The 15,543-nt window shown below is 53.5% G+C and carries 16 protein-coding genes; 12 read left to right on the top strand and 4 right to left on the bottom strand.

Annotated features, from left to right (window positions below; translation table 11 throughout):
* Nucleotides 1-52: 52 nt before the first annotated feature.
* Entirely contained in the window at nt 53-532 is a 480-nt protein-coding gene (locus tag WA318_RS04330; RefSeq protein ID WP_114097820.1) for a peroxiredoxin, read from the bottom strand.
* 166 nt (nt 533-698) lie between these two features.
* On the bottom strand, nt 699-2,945 hold the full coding sequence (locus WA318_RS04335) for a protein-disulfide reductase DsbD family protein (protein WP_336080102.1): 2,247 nt from the start codon (nt 2,943-2,945) through the stop codon (nt 699-701).
* 348 nt (nt 2,946-3,293) lie between these two features.
* On the opposite strand from WA318_RS04335, the gene WA318_RS04340 reads away from it, so the two are divergent.
* A complete protein-coding gene (locus tag WA318_RS04340; protein WP_114097822.1) occupies nt 3,294-3,872 on the top strand; it encodes a YqgE/AlgH family protein in 579 nt (192 codons plus the stop codon).
* A gap of 82 nt (nt 3,873-3,954) precedes the next feature.
* On the opposite strand, the gene WA318_RS04345 is transcribed toward WA318_RS04340, so the two are convergent.
* Nucleotides 3,955-4,773: a hypothetical protein gene (locus WA318_RS04345; RefSeq protein WP_258548673.1), complete on the bottom strand. Its 819-nt coding sequence runs from the start codon at nt 4,771-4,773 to the stop codon at nt 3,955-3,957.
* Between the two features lie 431 nt (nt 4,774-5,204).
* On the bottom strand, nt 5,205-5,501 hold the full coding sequence (locus WA318_RS04350) for a hypothetical protein (protein ID WP_147251958.1): 297 nt from the start codon (nt 5,499-5,501) through the stop codon (nt 5,205-5,207).
* Between the two features lie 77 nt (nt 5,502-5,578).
* Between WA318_RS04350 and coxB the strand changes: the two genes are divergently transcribed.
* The 11 genes from coxB (at nt 5,579) to thrC (ending at nt 15,538) form a co-directional block, all read left to right on the top strand.
* A complete protein-coding gene (gene coxB, locus WA318_RS04355) occupies nt 5,579-6,430 on the top strand; it encodes a cytochrome c oxidase subunit II (protein WP_336080103.1) in 852 nt (283 codons plus the stop codon).
* 11 nt (nt 6,431-6,441) lie between these two features.
* Nucleotides 6,442-8,025 carry a cytochrome c oxidase subunit I gene (gene ctaD, locus WA318_RS04360; RefSeq protein WP_336080104.1) on the top strand — a complete coding sequence of 528 codons (1,584 nt, stop codon included), beginning with the start codon at nt 6,442-6,444 and terminating at the stop codon, nt 8,023-8,025.
* Nucleotides 8,026-8,104: 79 nt separating this feature from the next.
* Nucleotides 8,105-9,031: a heme o synthase gene (locus WA318_RS04365; RefSeq protein ID WP_336080105.1), complete on the top strand. Its 927-nt coding sequence runs from the start codon at nt 8,105-8,107 to the stop codon at nt 9,029-9,031.
* Nucleotides 9,028-9,168, top strand: a complete 141-nt coding sequence (locus WA318_RS04370; RefSeq protein ID WP_336080106.1) for a hypothetical protein — start codon at nt 9,028-9,030, stop codon at nt 9,166-9,168. The genes WA318_RS04365 and WA318_RS04370 overlap by 4 nt, the downstream gene beginning before the upstream one ends.
* Before the next feature lie 13 nt (nt 9,169-9,181).
* Nucleotides 9,182-9,772: a cytochrome c oxidase assembly protein gene (locus WA318_RS04375; protein WP_336080107.1), complete on the top strand. Its 591-nt coding sequence runs from the start codon at nt 9,182-9,184 to the stop codon at nt 9,770-9,772.
* 82 nt (nt 9,773-9,854) lie between these two features.
* Nucleotides 9,855-10,655, top strand: coding sequence for a cytochrome c oxidase subunit 3 (locus tag WA318_RS04380; RefSeq protein ID WP_336080108.1), 801 nt, complete (start codon nt 9,855-9,857; stop codon nt 10,653-10,655).
* 33 nt (nt 10,656-10,688) lie between these two features.
* The gene (locus WA318_RS04385; protein ID WP_336080109.1) at nt 10,689-11,054 is read left to right on the top strand and encodes a DUF983 domain-containing protein; all 366 of its coding nucleotides are present in this window, start codon (nt 10,689-10,691) and stop codon (nt 11,052-11,054) included.
* A gap of 9 nt (nt 11,055-11,063) precedes the next feature.
* The gene (locus WA318_RS04390) at nt 11,064-11,807 is read left to right on the top strand and encodes an SURF1 family protein (RefSeq protein ID WP_336080110.1); all 744 of its coding nucleotides are present in this window, start codon (nt 11,064-11,066) and stop codon (nt 11,805-11,807) included.
* Between the two features lie 126 nt (nt 11,808-11,933).
* Nucleotides 11,934-13,421 (top strand): carboxypeptidase M32, encoded by a 1,488-nt coding sequence (locus WA318_RS04395; protein ID WP_336080111.1) that lies wholly within the window; start codon nt 11,934-11,936, stop codon nt 13,419-13,421.
* A 115-nt stretch (nt 13,422-13,536) separates the two neighbouring features.
* Complete coding sequence (locus tag WA318_RS04400) at nt 13,537-13,953, top strand: cyclic nucleotide-binding domain-containing protein (RefSeq protein WP_114097830.1); 417 nt, start codon at nt 13,537-13,539, stop codon at nt 13,951-13,953.
* 187 nt (nt 13,954-14,140) lie between these two features.
* On the top strand, nt 14,141-15,538 hold the full coding sequence (gene thrC, locus WA318_RS04405) for a threonine synthase (protein ID WP_114097831.1): 1,398 nt from the start codon (nt 14,141-14,143) through the stop codon (nt 15,536-15,538).
* Nucleotides 15,539-15,543 lie beyond the last annotated feature (5 nt).

The raw sequence follows: 15,543 nt of genomic DNA on the forward strand, positions 1-15,543 counted from the left end.
AAGCTCCGCAGATATCTGCGGAGCTTTCTGTGTTTCTATCAGGCCCTGTTGATCAGAGCTTTTCAAGAACAGCTTCGGCGCTGGAAACTTCAAAGACGCCCGGTTCTTCAACCGCGAGATGGGTGACTTTGCCGTTATCGACGATCATCGCGAAGCGGTTGGCGCGTTTGCCAAGTCCACGGCCCGTCAGATCGAGTTCAAGACCCGTTGCATCGACGAATGACAGGTCACCGTCCGAAAGCATGGTGATGTTTTCGGCATTTTCGGATTTCGACCAGGCCTGAAGGACGAAAGCATCATTGGATGCAAGGCAGGCAATCTCGTCGACACCCTTCGCCTTGATTTCGTCGGCCTTGGCAACAAAGCCCGGCAGATGTTTGGCAGAGCAGGTCGGGGTGTAAGCGCCCGGAACTGCAAACAGGACGACCTTGCGGCCTGCGAAGAATTCCTTTGAATTGACAGCTTCGGGGCCGTCGCTGGTCGCGCGGAACAGGGTAACGTCCGGGATATCATTGCCGACTGTGATGGTCATGGGTATCTCCGTAAGAATGCGCAATCCCGTTGATTGCGCGATGGGTATCTTGAACCTGAATCAAACTACAATTCGGCTGTATATTCAATGCTGTCGACCATAGTTTTTAGGAACTGTCATCTCGGGGACAAGATGGTCTGTGAGCTGTGGTCGTGTGAAGTACTGATTACTGCGTGTTCCTGACAATATCGGATGTGGTGTTGCCGCCAGCCGTTTGCAAAGCGCCCAAAACCGCGTCAACCCGAAGCAGCTCGGACAAAAGGATGCCATCAGGTGCGCCCGGTCCAAAGACGGCATTGAACGGAATGCCAAAACGCCCGTAAGACGCCAGATAGTCGGCAATTTTCTGGTCAGGGCGGGTCCAGTCGGCCTGCATCAGAACAATATTGTCATTGCGAAGGGCGTTTGCGACCTCGGTGGTTTCAAGAACCAGCTTCTTGTTGACCTGACAGGTGACGCACCATTCGGCGGTGACATCGACCAGCACTGTTTTACCCTCGGCAACAAGTGTACCGATTGTTTCAGGCGCAAATGCCTGCCATTCCAGTATTCCGGCATTCTGGTTGCTGGTGGTCTGGCTTGGCGGTTTGGCAAAGCCCGGAGCAAATAGCGCAATCAGGAAACCGGCAAGAGCAAGACCGGTAAAGGCAAAACGCGGTCGCAGGTTTTGGGTGCGCGAGCGCGCCCAAACAAACAAGCCACCGATCACAAGACCAAGACCAACGGCAATGGCACCCCCAAGACCGACCTGAACCGACAGGATGCCAAGCAACCATACTGCGGTCCCAACCAGTGCCAGTCCGAGAACCCCCTTGACCACATTCATCCAGCGGCCCGGTTTTGGCAGCAGATGTGCAACACGCGGCTGGATCGCAATTGCCAGATAAGGCAGGGCAAGTCCGATCCCCAGAAGCGTAAAGATCAAAAAGATATCGACGATGCTTCCGGCAAGGGCAAAGCCGATTGCCGTACCAAGAAACGGCGCCGAACACGGCGTCGCCAGCAATGTCGCAAACATGCCGGTCAGAAAATGACCGCTGAGATGACGACCGCGATTTTCCTGATTGCTGATTGCATCATTGGCGACATTGCCCAGTTCGCTGGGACCATTAATTTCAAAAAGTCCCCACATATTGAGTGCAAACAGGGCCAGAATGATCGTCATGACGGTCAGGAACAGCGGTTGCTGGAACTGAATACCCCAACCGATAGACCCACCCGCCAGTTTGATGCCAACCAGTATGGCTGCGATCAGCCAGAAGGACGTTACAATCCCGGCCGCACTGGCAAGGAAACCGTATCTGACCTGTTTGATGTCCTGTTCGCGAACATTGATGACCGACATCACCTTGATCGACAGGACCGGCAATACGCAGGGCATCACATTGAGGATAAGTCCCCCCAGCAACGCAAACACAGCAATCAGCCATATGCTGGTGCTGGTCGTTGCCACTGCCACTGCCACTGCCACTGCCACTGTCGCCGTCGGGCTGGTCGAGTCTGTTGTATTTACCGTGCCAACCGTAACGGATTGCTCAACCGATAATGGCCCGGCAATAACGGTGACTGTCAGATCTGTGCTATCAAGAGACTGATCATCATTCAGTCCAAAGACAGCCAGATCAAAATACCGGATGTCGTTTGCTGACGCTGACCCGCTTTTTACGGGGCTCGGCGTGCCAAATCCGGCGCGACCATCACTTTCAATCAGGATGTCATCGACGCTTACGCCCGCCTTATCCAGGCCTTTGATGCCAAGGCGCAGAACGGGTTGGTCTGATGCCTTGTCGACCGTGATGCTTGTGACGGAAACCGGAAGGTCGTCCCCGCGCAATGGAACGCGGGACACAAATTTTTCAATCTGATGGGCCTGATTGCTTGCCGTCGAAGCACCTGTGTCCGGACCTGTTGCGACGGACGCCGGGACATCAAGTTTGAAGTTTGCATTTGCCGGAATGCAAATGTCGCTGCACACCAAATAATCGACATCAAGACTGATCGAGACGTCCTTGCGCGGATCGGGAATGACGACATCAATCGGCAAAATGATGTGGTTCTTGTAGCCGAATGTTTCGAGACCAAAGATTGAGAAACGATGCGGGGCAGGCCACAGGATTTGGGCGTCACCCAGATTTTCGGACCCGGTCCAGTCAAGCTGCGGCGGGAAGCCTGCGTCACCGGCACTGCGCCAGTAGATCTTCCAGTCGGGCTGTAACTCGAATTCAAGGCCAAGGCGCAGCATGTCCGAACCGTTAAGCCCGGTTTGAGCACTGATCAGCCGCACGGACGCAAAGTCCTCATCCGTCCAGCCTGACGTCATATCCTGGGCGGCGATTGCAGGGCGCACCCCGCCAAACGACAAGATCGTTACGGCAAGCAGCAGCGATAAGCGAATGATCAGGTGGCGAAGCACGTCGTGGTCCTTACATAGCCGATATCAGGATGCCTTACTCTGGATCGAATATATGGCGCAAAGCAGGCAAAGATCCATGCCTTGAAGGCGTAATCCCCTGAGACGATCAAATCAAGCCACGTCTATGTGACCGATTTATCTGTGTGCGGCGATGACATATGTCTATCGACCTCAATCTGACGAAAAGTTTTGCGGAAATGTTGGCGATTGCAGGGGCGGGTTCCTACATCTTGAATATAAGGGAAATGCCCGGAACACTGTAATTATGTCATGTTTGTCGGGGTTCTTGATGGTAATGGACCGTTAATCGCGCTAGGCTTGATGAAACAGGACAGGAAGAGTTACGAGATGGCTGAGCGTATCAACACAGGCGAATATCTTGGCGGAAAGCTGCTGGTGGCGATGCCCGGCATGCGTGATCCGCGTTTTTCGCAAAGTGTTGTTTATATCTGTGCCCACAATAAGGATGGGGCGATGGGGCTGGTCATCAACCGTGTGATTGACAGCATCACCTTTCCGGAACTTCTCGAACAACTCGGCATTGCCCGTCCGGCACCAACCATCGAAGATATTCAGGTCCATTTTGGCGGTCCGGTCGAAAGCAGCCGCGGATTTGTTCTGCATTCCACCGATTTTTCAAACGAGGCGACCCTGCATGTTGATCCGGGTGTCTCGGTAACTGCAACGGTTGATATCCTCGAACAGATCGCCTTGGGCGAAGGTCCCAAAAGCCGCATTCTGGCGCTGGGTTATGCCGGATGGCGCAGTGGTCAGCTTGAAAGTGAAATTCTTGCCAATGGCTGGCTGCATGTTGATGCCGATGCCGACCTTTTATTTGACGTAGATTGCGAAGACAAATGGGAACAGGCGTTTTCCAAGCTTGGTTTCGCACCGGAACTGCTGTCAGGCGAAGCTGGTCACGCCTGATCCGGTTTCGAGCTCACTGTTTTCTCAAAAGAAAAGCCTGCCGTCTGGCAGGCTTTTGCATTTTCAGCGACAGATGTCGTGATCAATCAAACAGGGCGTCAATTTCTGCCTGCGAGAAGATCTGATCAACCTCGTCCTGACTGACGCGCTGGGCGTTTTGCGGTGCTTTGGTGACCGTTTTGTCAAGGTTGTCCAAGCCTTTGGGATCAGCTGGCAGATCGAAATCGCCAAAATCATCATCGCCCCAGATCTCGATCACGCGATTCACGCGTTCCTCGATATATTTCATCGTGTTGACGACTTTGGTGATGCGCTGCCCTGTCAGGTCCTGGAAGTTGCAGGACTCAAACACCTTGACCACCAGTTCTACAATGTCATCAGCCAGTCCTTGCGTATATTCGTCCGGTGCAGCCGAGCGGATATTGTGCGCAACCGCGTCAATCTTTTCGACGGTTTCAAGGATGTTGGCTGTTGCATCCTCGGTGGCCGCCACAACGGAATCAAGTTCACCCTTGACGATGTTGATGCGCGTGCCGCTGCTGTCTTCAGGGGCGGTATAAAGAGCCGCGATTTCGCGTTTCGTTTCCTGAATTGAGTTGGCCAGAGCACGAATTTCGGTTTTCAGAAGACGCAATTCATTGCGGGCATCTTCCTGTTCACTGTCTGTCGGCTTGGCATTCTGCTTTTTCTGCTCTTCGATCATGATGCGAATGTCAGAAAGAAGCTCAAGCTTGAGCTCTTCGATCGCAGTATGAAGAGACGAAATGTCCACGCCGCCAGTTCCCTGACCAGCGGTCGGGGCATCTACGGCCGGAAAGGAAACCATGTCACTCATGGTTTCAAGTTTGTTGAGGAGCCGCATCTCGGCGGTAAAAAGTCTTTTGCTGCCTTGACGTGCCATCTGCGAACCTCTGTTATTTTCCAGTCAGCATCCAGGGGAAACTTTGGGACGTGTCATACCCCGTACAGGGATCTGGATACATACGTTTGGGTAGAATAGTCCGCAAAACTTATATCGCCAACCAATTTCATCTTACTGATATGCTAGGAAACTGTTGGTATTTCAAGGGCTCGACCACAGATTCCCGTCAAGTGCTGATCATCTCTGGCCTGTTGCCAGCTTTTGCGAATCGCGTTTTTGAACAGGTGCTTACCGGTTTTGTCAGCAGCATTTCAGAACGCCGACATGAAACATCAATGTGACGTAGCGATGCGCCCCTGAAAAGATGTCCTGATCAGGCCGTCATCAAACCTGTCCGGCTTTATCCATTGGTTGAAGAGATTCTAAAGTTGTTCATCGGTTATATTGCAAAGCAGCAAAGCTGGAAGGGTTCAAAAAACTCTAACCGGAATGGCTGTTTTTCTATCTAAGGGTGGGTATTTTCGAACGTTTTTAATAAAACCAAAGCGATAATTTGAACTGTTATCAAATACATTTTTTGTGCATTGCAGCGAGGTTTTTTCTGGATCAGGTGCCGAAGATACGCTATTTGCCTGCCTTACAGATGTACTTTCGGGTGCAGGCTTATTAAGAATAAGATATGTCAGAGGAAATGCTCCGGTCCGATCTGCTGTTAATCTTTGGTTGAAGCGTGATAATGTCCTTGAGAGGGGGCGATTATCATTCATTCGGCCATCGGTGGTTTCGGAGGCGGGGAGGATTGAGGCATATCGCCTTGAGATGTAATGCGAGGGGGCAGATTCGCATGTCGATCAAGAAGCTATTTCCCATCTTTCTGTTGGGATTGGCGGTAATCACCGGGTTTGATGGCGCAGCACTTGCTGCGGTTGGTCAGCCCGAGCCCTGGCAGCTTGGGCTGCAGGATCCGGTTTCGCCTGTGGCTGTTGAAGGCCAGAAATTCTTTAATCTACTTACGTGGCTGATGACGATCATTACCGTGGTCGTTCTTGCTTTGCTGCTGTACGTACTTTTCCGTTTCAGCGCGAAGCGCAACCCGGTACCGTCGAAAACAACGCACCACACCCTTCTTGAAGTGGTCTGGACGGTTGTGCCGGTCCTTATTCTTCTTGTCATCGCGATCCCGTCCTTCCGTCTGCTGTATTTTGCAGACCGCGTCGAGGATGCCGACCTTACCCTTAAGATCATCGGCAAGCAGTGGTACTGGACCTACGAATATCCGGACAACGGTAACTTCACCTTTGATTCCCTGATGATCGACGAAGAAACCGCTGTTGCCGAAGGCCTCAATCGCCTTCTGGATGTGGACAATCCTGTTGTCCTGCCGGTCGATGCCAATATTCGATTGATCATGACGTCCGATGACGTGATCCATAACTGGGCCATGCCGTCGCTCTTCATCAAGCTTGATGCCGTACCTGGTCGTCTGAACGAAACCTGGACCCGCATTCCAGGCGAGTATGCCGGTACAACATTCTATGGCCAGTGTTCGGAGCTGTGTGGTGTGAACCACGCCTATATGCCGATCGCGGTCAAGGCTGTTACGATGGAAGAATACGAAGCCTGGGTAGCCAAGGCACAAGAACAGTTCGCATCTGCTGACTTGCCGTCTTCGGTATCAGTGGCATCGGCAGAGTGAGGGAGAGACTGATGGCTCACGCTGACACACATGATCACGATCATACCCCCGGCTTCTTTACCCGTTGGTTCCTGTCGACCAACCATAAGGATATCGGGACTCTTTATCTTGTCTTCTCGGTGATTGCCGGTCTGATCGGTGGCGCGTTCTCGGTCTGGTTCCGTATGGAACTGGCTCATCCGGGGACCCAGATCATTGAAGATCACCATTTCTTCAACGTGCTTGTGACCGCACACGGCATGATCATGGTCTTCTTCGTTGTCATGCCCGCCATGATTGGCGGTTTTGGCAACTGGTTCGTTCCGATCATGATCGGTGCGCCGGATATGGCGTTCCCGCGTTTGAACAACATTTCGTTCTGGCTGATCGTGCCAGCCTTCATCTTGCTGATGCTTTCTGCCGTTGTCGGCAGTGGTGCCGGTACAGGCTGGACGGTTTATCCGCCTCTTTCCGGGGTGCTTGGCCATCCTGATGCGTCGGTAGACCTTGCGATCTTTGCCCTGCATCTTGCAGGGGCCAGCTCGATCCTTGGTGCGGTGAACTTCATCACCACCATCTTCAACATGCGTGCCCCGGGCATGACCCTGCACAAAATGCCGCTATTTGCATGGTCCATGCTGGTAACAGCTTTCCTGCTGTTGCTGGCTGTGCCGGTTCTTGGTGGCGCGATTACCATGCTTCTGACCGACCGTAACTTTGGCACGGACTTCTTCAATCCGGCCGGTGGCGGTGACCCGATCCTTTATCAGCATCTGTTCTGGTTCTTCGGGCATCCGGAAGTGTACATCATGATCCTGCCGGGCTTCGGCATCATCAGCCACATCATTTCGACCTTCTCGCGCAAGCCGGTCTTTGGCTATCTCGGGATGGCATATGCGATGGTTGCGATTGGTGTTGTCGGCTTCATCGTGTGGGCACACCACATGTATACCGTCGGTATGGATGTTGACACCCGTGCGTATTTCACGGCAGCGACGATGGTCATTGCGGTGCCGACCGGGGTTAAAATCTTCTCGTGGATTGCGACCATGTGGGGTGGCTCGATCACCTTGCGTGCTCCGATGCTCTGGGCGATCGGCTTTATCTTCCTGTTCACTGTGGGCGGTGTGACAGGGGTTATGCTGGCAAACTCGGGCATGGATCTGCCGCTTCACGATACCTACTTCGTTGTGGCTCACTTCCACTATGTTCTGTCGCTTGGTGCCGTGTTCTCGATCTTTGCCGGTTTCTATTACTGGTTCAGCAAGATGACCGGTTACGAGATTTCCGATCTCGGTGCGAAGATCCATTTCTGGGCCTTCTTCGTCGGCGTCAACCTGACCTTCTTCCCGCAGCACTTCCTGGGTCTTGCTGGCATGCCGCGTCGTTATGCCGACTATCCGGATGCGTTTGCCGGTTGGAACCTTGTTTCGTCTTATGGTGCATATATCTCGTTTGCATCGACCATCTTCTTCCTCTGTGTGGTGGCGCATGCCTTCATCCGAGGCAAGAAGGCCGAAGCAAATCCGTATGGCGAAGGTGCAGATACACTGGAATGGACCGTCAGCTCGCCGCCGCCGTTCCATACCTTTGACGAACTGCCGCGCATCAAGTAAGTGACACTGGTTTAAGCCCCCCGCGAGCTTGTCTTGCGGGGGGCACCCTACCGCCCCAAGAAGAGAAGACCAGAGTTCCATGACCAAGCAGGTTGCCGACCAGACCATTGCTCTTGAAAGTGCAGCATCGCTGCCGATTTCCGAGGTGCGCGACTATATCGCGTTGCTCAAGCCCGGTGTGATGACCCTTGTTGTTTTCACCGGTGCTGTTGGTCTGTTGATTGCCCCGGGTTCGATCCATCCATTTTTGGGACTCGTCGCAATTGCCTGTATTGCTGTCGCCAGTGGCGCGGCTGCTTCGATTAACATGTGGTATGACCGGGATATCGACATCCACATGAAACGCACCCAGAACCGGCCGATTCCGGCAGGGCGCGTACCGGCGGACGAAGCCCTGTCTCTTGGCATTGCGCTTTCGGTCGTTTCGGTAACCGTTATGGCGGTTGCCATCAATATTGCTGCTGCGGTTTTGCTTGCGGTGTCGATTGCGTTCTACGTTTTCGTTTACACCATGTGGCTCAAGCGCAGTACGCCACAGAATATCGTCATTGGCGGTGCCGCCGGGGCATTTCCCCCGATGATCGGCTGGGCGTCGGTGACCGGCGGGGTCGATCTGAATTCGATCGCGTTGTTTATGATTATCTTTATGTGGACACCACCGCATTTCTGGGCCCTGGCCCTTTTCCGTTGTGGTGACTACGCAAAGGTCGGGGTTCCGATGATGCCGGTTGTGGCTGGCGAAGCGGCAACCAAAAAGCAGATGCTGATTTATACAATTCTGCTTGTGCCGGTTACCTTTGTACCGGTGGCGACCGGGCTGCTGGGTGTTTTTTATGGCGTGACGGCGGGGTTGACCGGGCTTCTGTTTCTGCGCCATGCGATCCGCGTGCTGCGCAATGCCGAAGAACGCGCGCCGCATAAGATGTTTGGGTATTCCATCCTGTATCTGTTTGTCCTGTTCGGGGCGATGGTTGCGGATGTTTGGCTGGTTGGATTTATGGCATGAGCGAACAGGCACAGCACAACAAGGCCGAGCTTGAAGCGTTTCTTGCCAAACGCAAAAAGAAGAACCTCGTATTTCTGGCCATTCTTGGTGGCCTGGCGGTTCTGTTCTTTGCGATCACAATTTTGAAGATGAGCTAGGAACTCGGGCAAGATGGCTGATCAGACGCAACTCGATAAAACAAAGGCAAAGAACAAGCGGGTCTTGTTCAGTTGTGTGTTTGTTGTTGGTGCGATGGTTGGCCTGTCCTATGCATCGGTCCCGCTTTACAAGCTGTTCTGTCAGGTCACCGGGTTTGGCGGTACGACTCAGGTTGCAACCGAAGCTCCGGTCGAAGTGTCGGAAAAAACCATCAAGATCCGGTTCAATGCGGACGTCAATTCGGGTCTGAACTGGCAGTTTAAACCGGAACAGCGCGAGATCACCGTTCGCTTGGGCGAGGACAATCTGGCTTATTACATGGCAGAAAACATGGCGCTTACCCCGATCACCGGGCAGGCGACATATAACGTGACACCATTGAAGGCAGGGCAGTATTTCAGCAAGATCGCATGTTTCTGTTTTGACGAGCAAACCCTTGAACCGGGACAGCGCGTCGATATGCCGGTCAGTTTCTATGTTGATCCTGCCATTGCAGAAGACATCAATACCCAGGACGTGAAGACAATTACCCTGTCCTATACCTTCTTCAAGGCCGATGTGTCGGTCGAGGCAGCAGGCAGGGAAAATAATCAGGGAGGCTGACAGAATGCAGATTTGCGGACTGTGGCCTCGGTTTAACAAAGCGAACTTGAATTTCTTTTGTAAGGATTGAGGGGGGCAAGGAATGAGTGATCATGCTCAGAAACATCCGTTCCACCTGGTAGACCCAAGCCCGTGGCCGCTTGTGGCGGCAGCATCGGCAGGTCTGTTTACTGGTGGCATGGTCATGTTCATGCATTCGGATCGGGCACCGGCTGATTTCTGGCTGGCGGCGATCGGGATTGCTGGCATCCTGTTTGTGATGTTCCGTTGGTGGAGCAACGTAATCAGCGAGTCAAAGATTTACCACAACAAGGTCGTTCAGATCGGCCTGCGTTATGGCATGTCGCTGTTTATCGCATCCGAAGTAATGTTCTTTGTGGCTTTCTTCTGGGCGTTCTTCCACAACGCATTTGTGATCTTCAGCCCCGGCGTCACCGAATGGCCGCCTGCAGGGGTCGAGGTTCTTGACCCGTGGGATTTGCCGTTCCTGAACACCCTGATCCTGCTGCTGTCGGGCTGCACCCTGACCTGGGCGCATCATGGCTGCATCGAAGGCAAGAAAAAGGATCTGGTTCAGGGGCTGGCGCTGACCGTGGCGCTTGGCGTGATCTTCCTGGGCTTGCAGGCTTATGAATATAGCCACGCGGCATTCGGCTTTGCTGATAACATCTATTCTTCGACCTTCTACATGGCGACCGGTTTCCACGGCTTCCACGTATTTGTCGGAACGGTGTTCCTTGCGGTCTGCCTTGTACGCGCGACGAAGGACGGCTTTAAACCCGATCATCATTTCGGTCTGGAAGCTGCAGCCTGGTACTGGCACTTCGTTGACGTTGTCTGGCTGTTCCTGTTCTTCGCCGTTTACATCTGGGGCGGCGAATAAGCCGCTCTGACCCGGTTGGCCGGGTCCAAGATCATGGATGATTATTATCCGAACATTTCCCCCATACGTACCGGGCTGGCATGCAAATGCCCCCGCTGCGGTGGGGGAAAGCTGTTTCAGGGCTATCTGACCGTTCGTGAAAAGTGCGATGTCTGCGGGCTGGATTTGCGCGGGCATGATGCCGGTGACGGCCCGGCTGTGTTTATCATCTTTATTCTCGGATTTCTGGTTGTTCCCCTGGCGCTTTGGGTTGAGATGAAATACATGCCTCCATTATGGTTGCATGCGGTGGTGTGGGGGCCGGTTATTATCGGTGTGACAATGGTGTTGCTTAGACCGTTAAAAGGTCTCATGGTGGCGCTGCAATATCGCCATAGATCGACATCTCAACAGGACTGATTTCAGTTAATGCCTTTACTTACTACGCGCCCTAGTCCGGCGATGAAAATCTGCGTCGGCTTGTCTCTGGTTATTTTGGTGGGGCTCGGTTCCTGGCAGCTTGACAGGCTATTCTGGAAACAGGGCCTGATTGAGCAACGTCAGGCACAGGCATTGATGACACCGATCCCGGTTCCGACCGATACGGTCGTTGACCCGTCACTGGCGTTTCGCGCAGCCTATGCCGACGGGCGTTACCTGAACGATCAGGAAAAGTACCTGATGGCACGCACCCGGCGCGGCAATGTCGGGTTCCAGTTGATCACCCCGCTTGAACAGGAAGATGGTCGCATCATTCTGGTTAATCGCGGATGGGTGCCGACAGAAAACCGTGACCCGGAAACACGCCCTGAAAGCCTTGTTGAGGGGAAAGTCCATGTGACGGGGGTTTTGCGCCTGCCAAAGACAAAACACTGGGCGCAGCCGGAAAATGATGCGCTTACCAATCAGTGGTTTTATGTCGATGTCGATCACATGGCCGAAGATAGCGGTGCGGAGCTTGCCAGCCCTTATTATCTGGAACTTGATGATACGCCCGTCGCTGGCGGATTGCCGATCGGTGGCCAGGCCAAGGTCGAGTTGCCAAACAACCATCTGGAATATGCAATTACCTGGTACAGTCTGGCGCTGTCCCTGATTGTGATCTTTGTTGTTTATCATCGCCGTCCTGCCGAAGACAAAGATGATCAGGATCACAATGGTCAGGCTGCCTGACGGTGCAATGCCGGGCAGGTTGCCCGATTAGCCAGTTTCCTGTTTGCCGTCCCTGTTGGACGAGATCATACCCCAAAAGAAGAAAAATGAGCGCTGACCGGTTTGCGGCAGCGCCAAGGAGTTCCGATGACCGAAGCATATAAAAAGCTCGAAGCCCGTTTCCATCGCATGGGTGTTCTCTCTGATGCCGGTCAGATGCTCCATTGGGATATGGCGGCAATCATGCCTGAAGGTGGCGCAGAGGCCCGGTCAGAACAGCTGGCGACCCTGAGTGTTCTTGAAAACGAGCTGATGAATGCGCCGGAAATGGGCGACCTGATTGCTGCTGCCGAAGACGAAAGTCTTGATGCCTGGCAGAAAGCCAACCTTGGCGAGATGAAACGCAACTGGGTGCATGGCACCGCCGTTCCATCCGATCTGGTCGAAAAGATGTCGCGCGCGGAAACCCGCTGCGAAGTTGCATGGCGTAAGGCGCGTGCAGACAATGATTTCAAGGGGCTTCTGCCGAAATTGCAGGAAGTGCTTGATCTGTCGATTGAGGCAGGCAAGGCAAAGGCGGATGCGCTGGGCACGTCGGTCTATGACGCGTTGCTTGATCAGTATGATCCGATGATGCGGTCGGACCGGATTGACAGTCTGTTTGCCGAGCTTGAAGCATTCCTGCCTGATTTCACATCCGAAGTGATCGAACGGCAAAAAGCCGAAGCCAAGCCGGTTCTGCCGGTCGGTTCGTTCCCGATTGAAACCCAGAACGCGGTTGGCCTTGATCTGATGAAAGCGGTCGGGTTTGACTTTAACCATGGGCGTCTGGATATTTCGCATCATCCGTTCTGCGGTGGTATTCCCGATGATGTACGCATCACCACCCGCTATGACGAAAATGATTTTACCTCGGCCATCATGGGCGTTCTGCACGAAACCGGTCACGCGATGTATGAGCGAGGCTTGCCCAGGGACTGGCGCAACCAGCCGGTCGGCAAGGCACGCGGCATGACCATGCATGAAAGCCAGTCGCTTCTGGTTGAAATGCAGGCCTGCCGGTCCGAGGAGTTCCTGACCTATGCGGGGCCGGTTTTCAAAAAGGCATTTGGTGGCGATGATGCGGCATGGAGTGCCTCAAACCTGCACCGTCTCTATACCCGGGTTGAGCCCGGCCTGATTCGTGTTGATGCCGACGAGGTCACCTATCCGGCACATGTCATCATGCGCTATCGGCTTGAGCGTGCCCTGATCGAAGGCGATATGAAACTTGCCGATCTTCCGGGTGCCTGGAACGAAATGATGCAGAAGCTTCTGGGGATCACGCCGACGGATGATCGTGACGGATGCCTGCAGGATATCCATTGGCCATCCGGGGCCTGGGGCTATTTCCCGACCTATACGCTGGGCGCTATGGCCGCGGCCCAGATCTTTGCTGCGGCACGGGATGCAAACCCGGCTATTCCCGATGCATTGTCGCGTGGTGAATTCGAACCGCTGATGAGCTGGCTTGCACAGAATATCCACAGTCAGGCTTCAAGCCGTTCAACCGATGAAATTCTTAAGGATGCGACGGGAAGCATTCTTGGTGTTGATGCTTTCAAAACCCATATGCACAACCGGTACGGAATCTAAATTCGATTGAATGCATGTGGTAATATGCTAGCATCAGTAACTACGGATTTCCGAATGATGATAAGCGGTTATCCGATAGTTTACCCTTTATAGACTTCATGGGTATGACAGTCACATGGGAATAACCGACGGCAACAAGAAGGTCATGGACCGCCAGGTCTTTGCCACAGATCAGGTTATTTTCCGGGAAGGGAAGCCGGGAAACTCGGCCTATGTTGTCCAAGAAGGCAAAGTCGAGGTTTTCAAAACCCTGAATGGTGAAGAAGAAGTCATTCTGGGGACCATTGAAGCTGGTGGCTTGTTTGGCGAACTTGCTCTTGTTGATAACAAACCGCGCATGGCATCTGCACGTGCGACCGAACGTACTGTGCTGATCGCGATCAACCGGCAGACCTTTGAGAAAAAAATGGCGGGCTCGGATCGCTTTATCAAGGCGATCTTGCGAATCCTGCTTGGGAACTACCGGACTGTGGTTCGCCGTGCCGCGGTTGCCGAGGCCAAGCTTAAGGAACATGGCATTCCGCTTGATTGAGACGTGCAAATTATCCGCAGTTTGCAAGAGGCTTGCGGGATAATGCCGACCACAGCCCAGCTCTGCTTGATTGTCCCTTGACTATATTTGCCCAACCCCTCACTAACTCAGGCGTTGGAGTGTGTTTTGGCGCGACTTGCGTCCGGACACACGGAACTGGTTTTCGCCTTATGCAGGAGCAGGTCTAGTGCGCTATGTCAGCACGCGGGGAAGCGCCCCCATTTTGCAGTTCGATGATGTTCTTCTTGCCGGTCTGGCCCGTGATGGTGGTCTTTATGTCCCCGAAACCTGGCCTGCTTTTTCCAAGGATGACATTCGTGCGCTGCGAACTCTGACATATGCAGAAGTCGCTTTCAAAGTGATCCAGCCGTTTGTGGCAGGCACTGTTGATGACGATGCCCTTAAGGCCATTCTCGAAGATACCTATAACGGCTTTGATCACGACGCAGTCGCACCGCTCAAACAGCTTGGTGCCAATGACTGGGTGATGGAGCTGTTCCATGGCCCCACACTTGCTTTCAAGGATTATGCGCTTCAGGTTGTTGGTCGTCTGTTTGACCATGTTCTGGCCAAGCGCGGCGAACGGATCACGATTGTTGGTGCAACCTCCGGCGATACCGGATCGGCTGCGATTGAAGCCTGCCGGGATCGTGAAAATATCGATATCTTCATCCTGCATCCGAAAGGCCGCGTTTCAGAAGTTCAACGTCGCCAGATGACGACGATCCTGTCTGACAACGTTCATAACATTGCGGTCGAAGGATCGTTTGATGATTGTCAGGATCTGGTCAAGGCCCTGTTCAATGATCATGCCTTCCGTGACGAGATTGGCCTGTCTGCGGTCAACTCGATCAACTGGGCGCGTATCATGTGCCAGATCGCCTATTATTTCTGGGCCGGTGTGCAGCTCGGTTCCCCGGAACGCGAGATTTCCTTCTCTGTACCGTCAGGCAACTTTGGCAATGTCTATGCCGGGTATGCAGCGATGCAGATGGGCCTTCCGATCAAGCAGTTCGTGGTGGGTGCAAACCGCAATGACATCCTTGCACGCTTCTTTGAAAGCGGTGTGATGAAGATGGAAGGTGTGGCGCCGTCGCTCAGCCCGTCCATGGACATTCAGGTCAGCTCGAACTTCGAACGCTTGATGTTTGATCTTTATGATCGTGATGGTCTGGCAATTGCCGAGATGCTGACCAAATTCCGTGAAACCGGTGTTATGGAAATGTCGCAGGGGCAGTTTGCCCGCGCACGCGAACATTTCGATGGTTATCGTCTTGATGACGACGCGACCAAGGCCGCGATCAAGGATATCCTTGAAACAAGTGGCGAGCTGGTCGATCCGCATTCCGTGATCGGCATCGTTTCGGGCCGCGCCTGCAATCGGGACAAATCGGTGCCGATGGTGGCACTGGCCACAGCACATCCGGCAAAGTTCCCCGATGCGGTCAAACAGGCATCCGGCATTTATCCGGACTTGCCGCCGCGTCTCTCTGATCTATATGACCGACCTGAAAAGGTCGAACCCATGGCCAATGATGTTGACGCATTGATGGCGCATGTCCGTAAAAACCGGCGTGCGGCCTGAAAATC

It is taken from the genome of Thalassospira sp. CH_XMU1448-2 (assembly GCF_037027285.1).
Classification (GTDB): domain Bacteria; phylum Pseudomonadota; class Alphaproteobacteria; order Rhodospirillales; family Thalassospiraceae; genus Thalassospira; species Thalassospira profundimaris_C.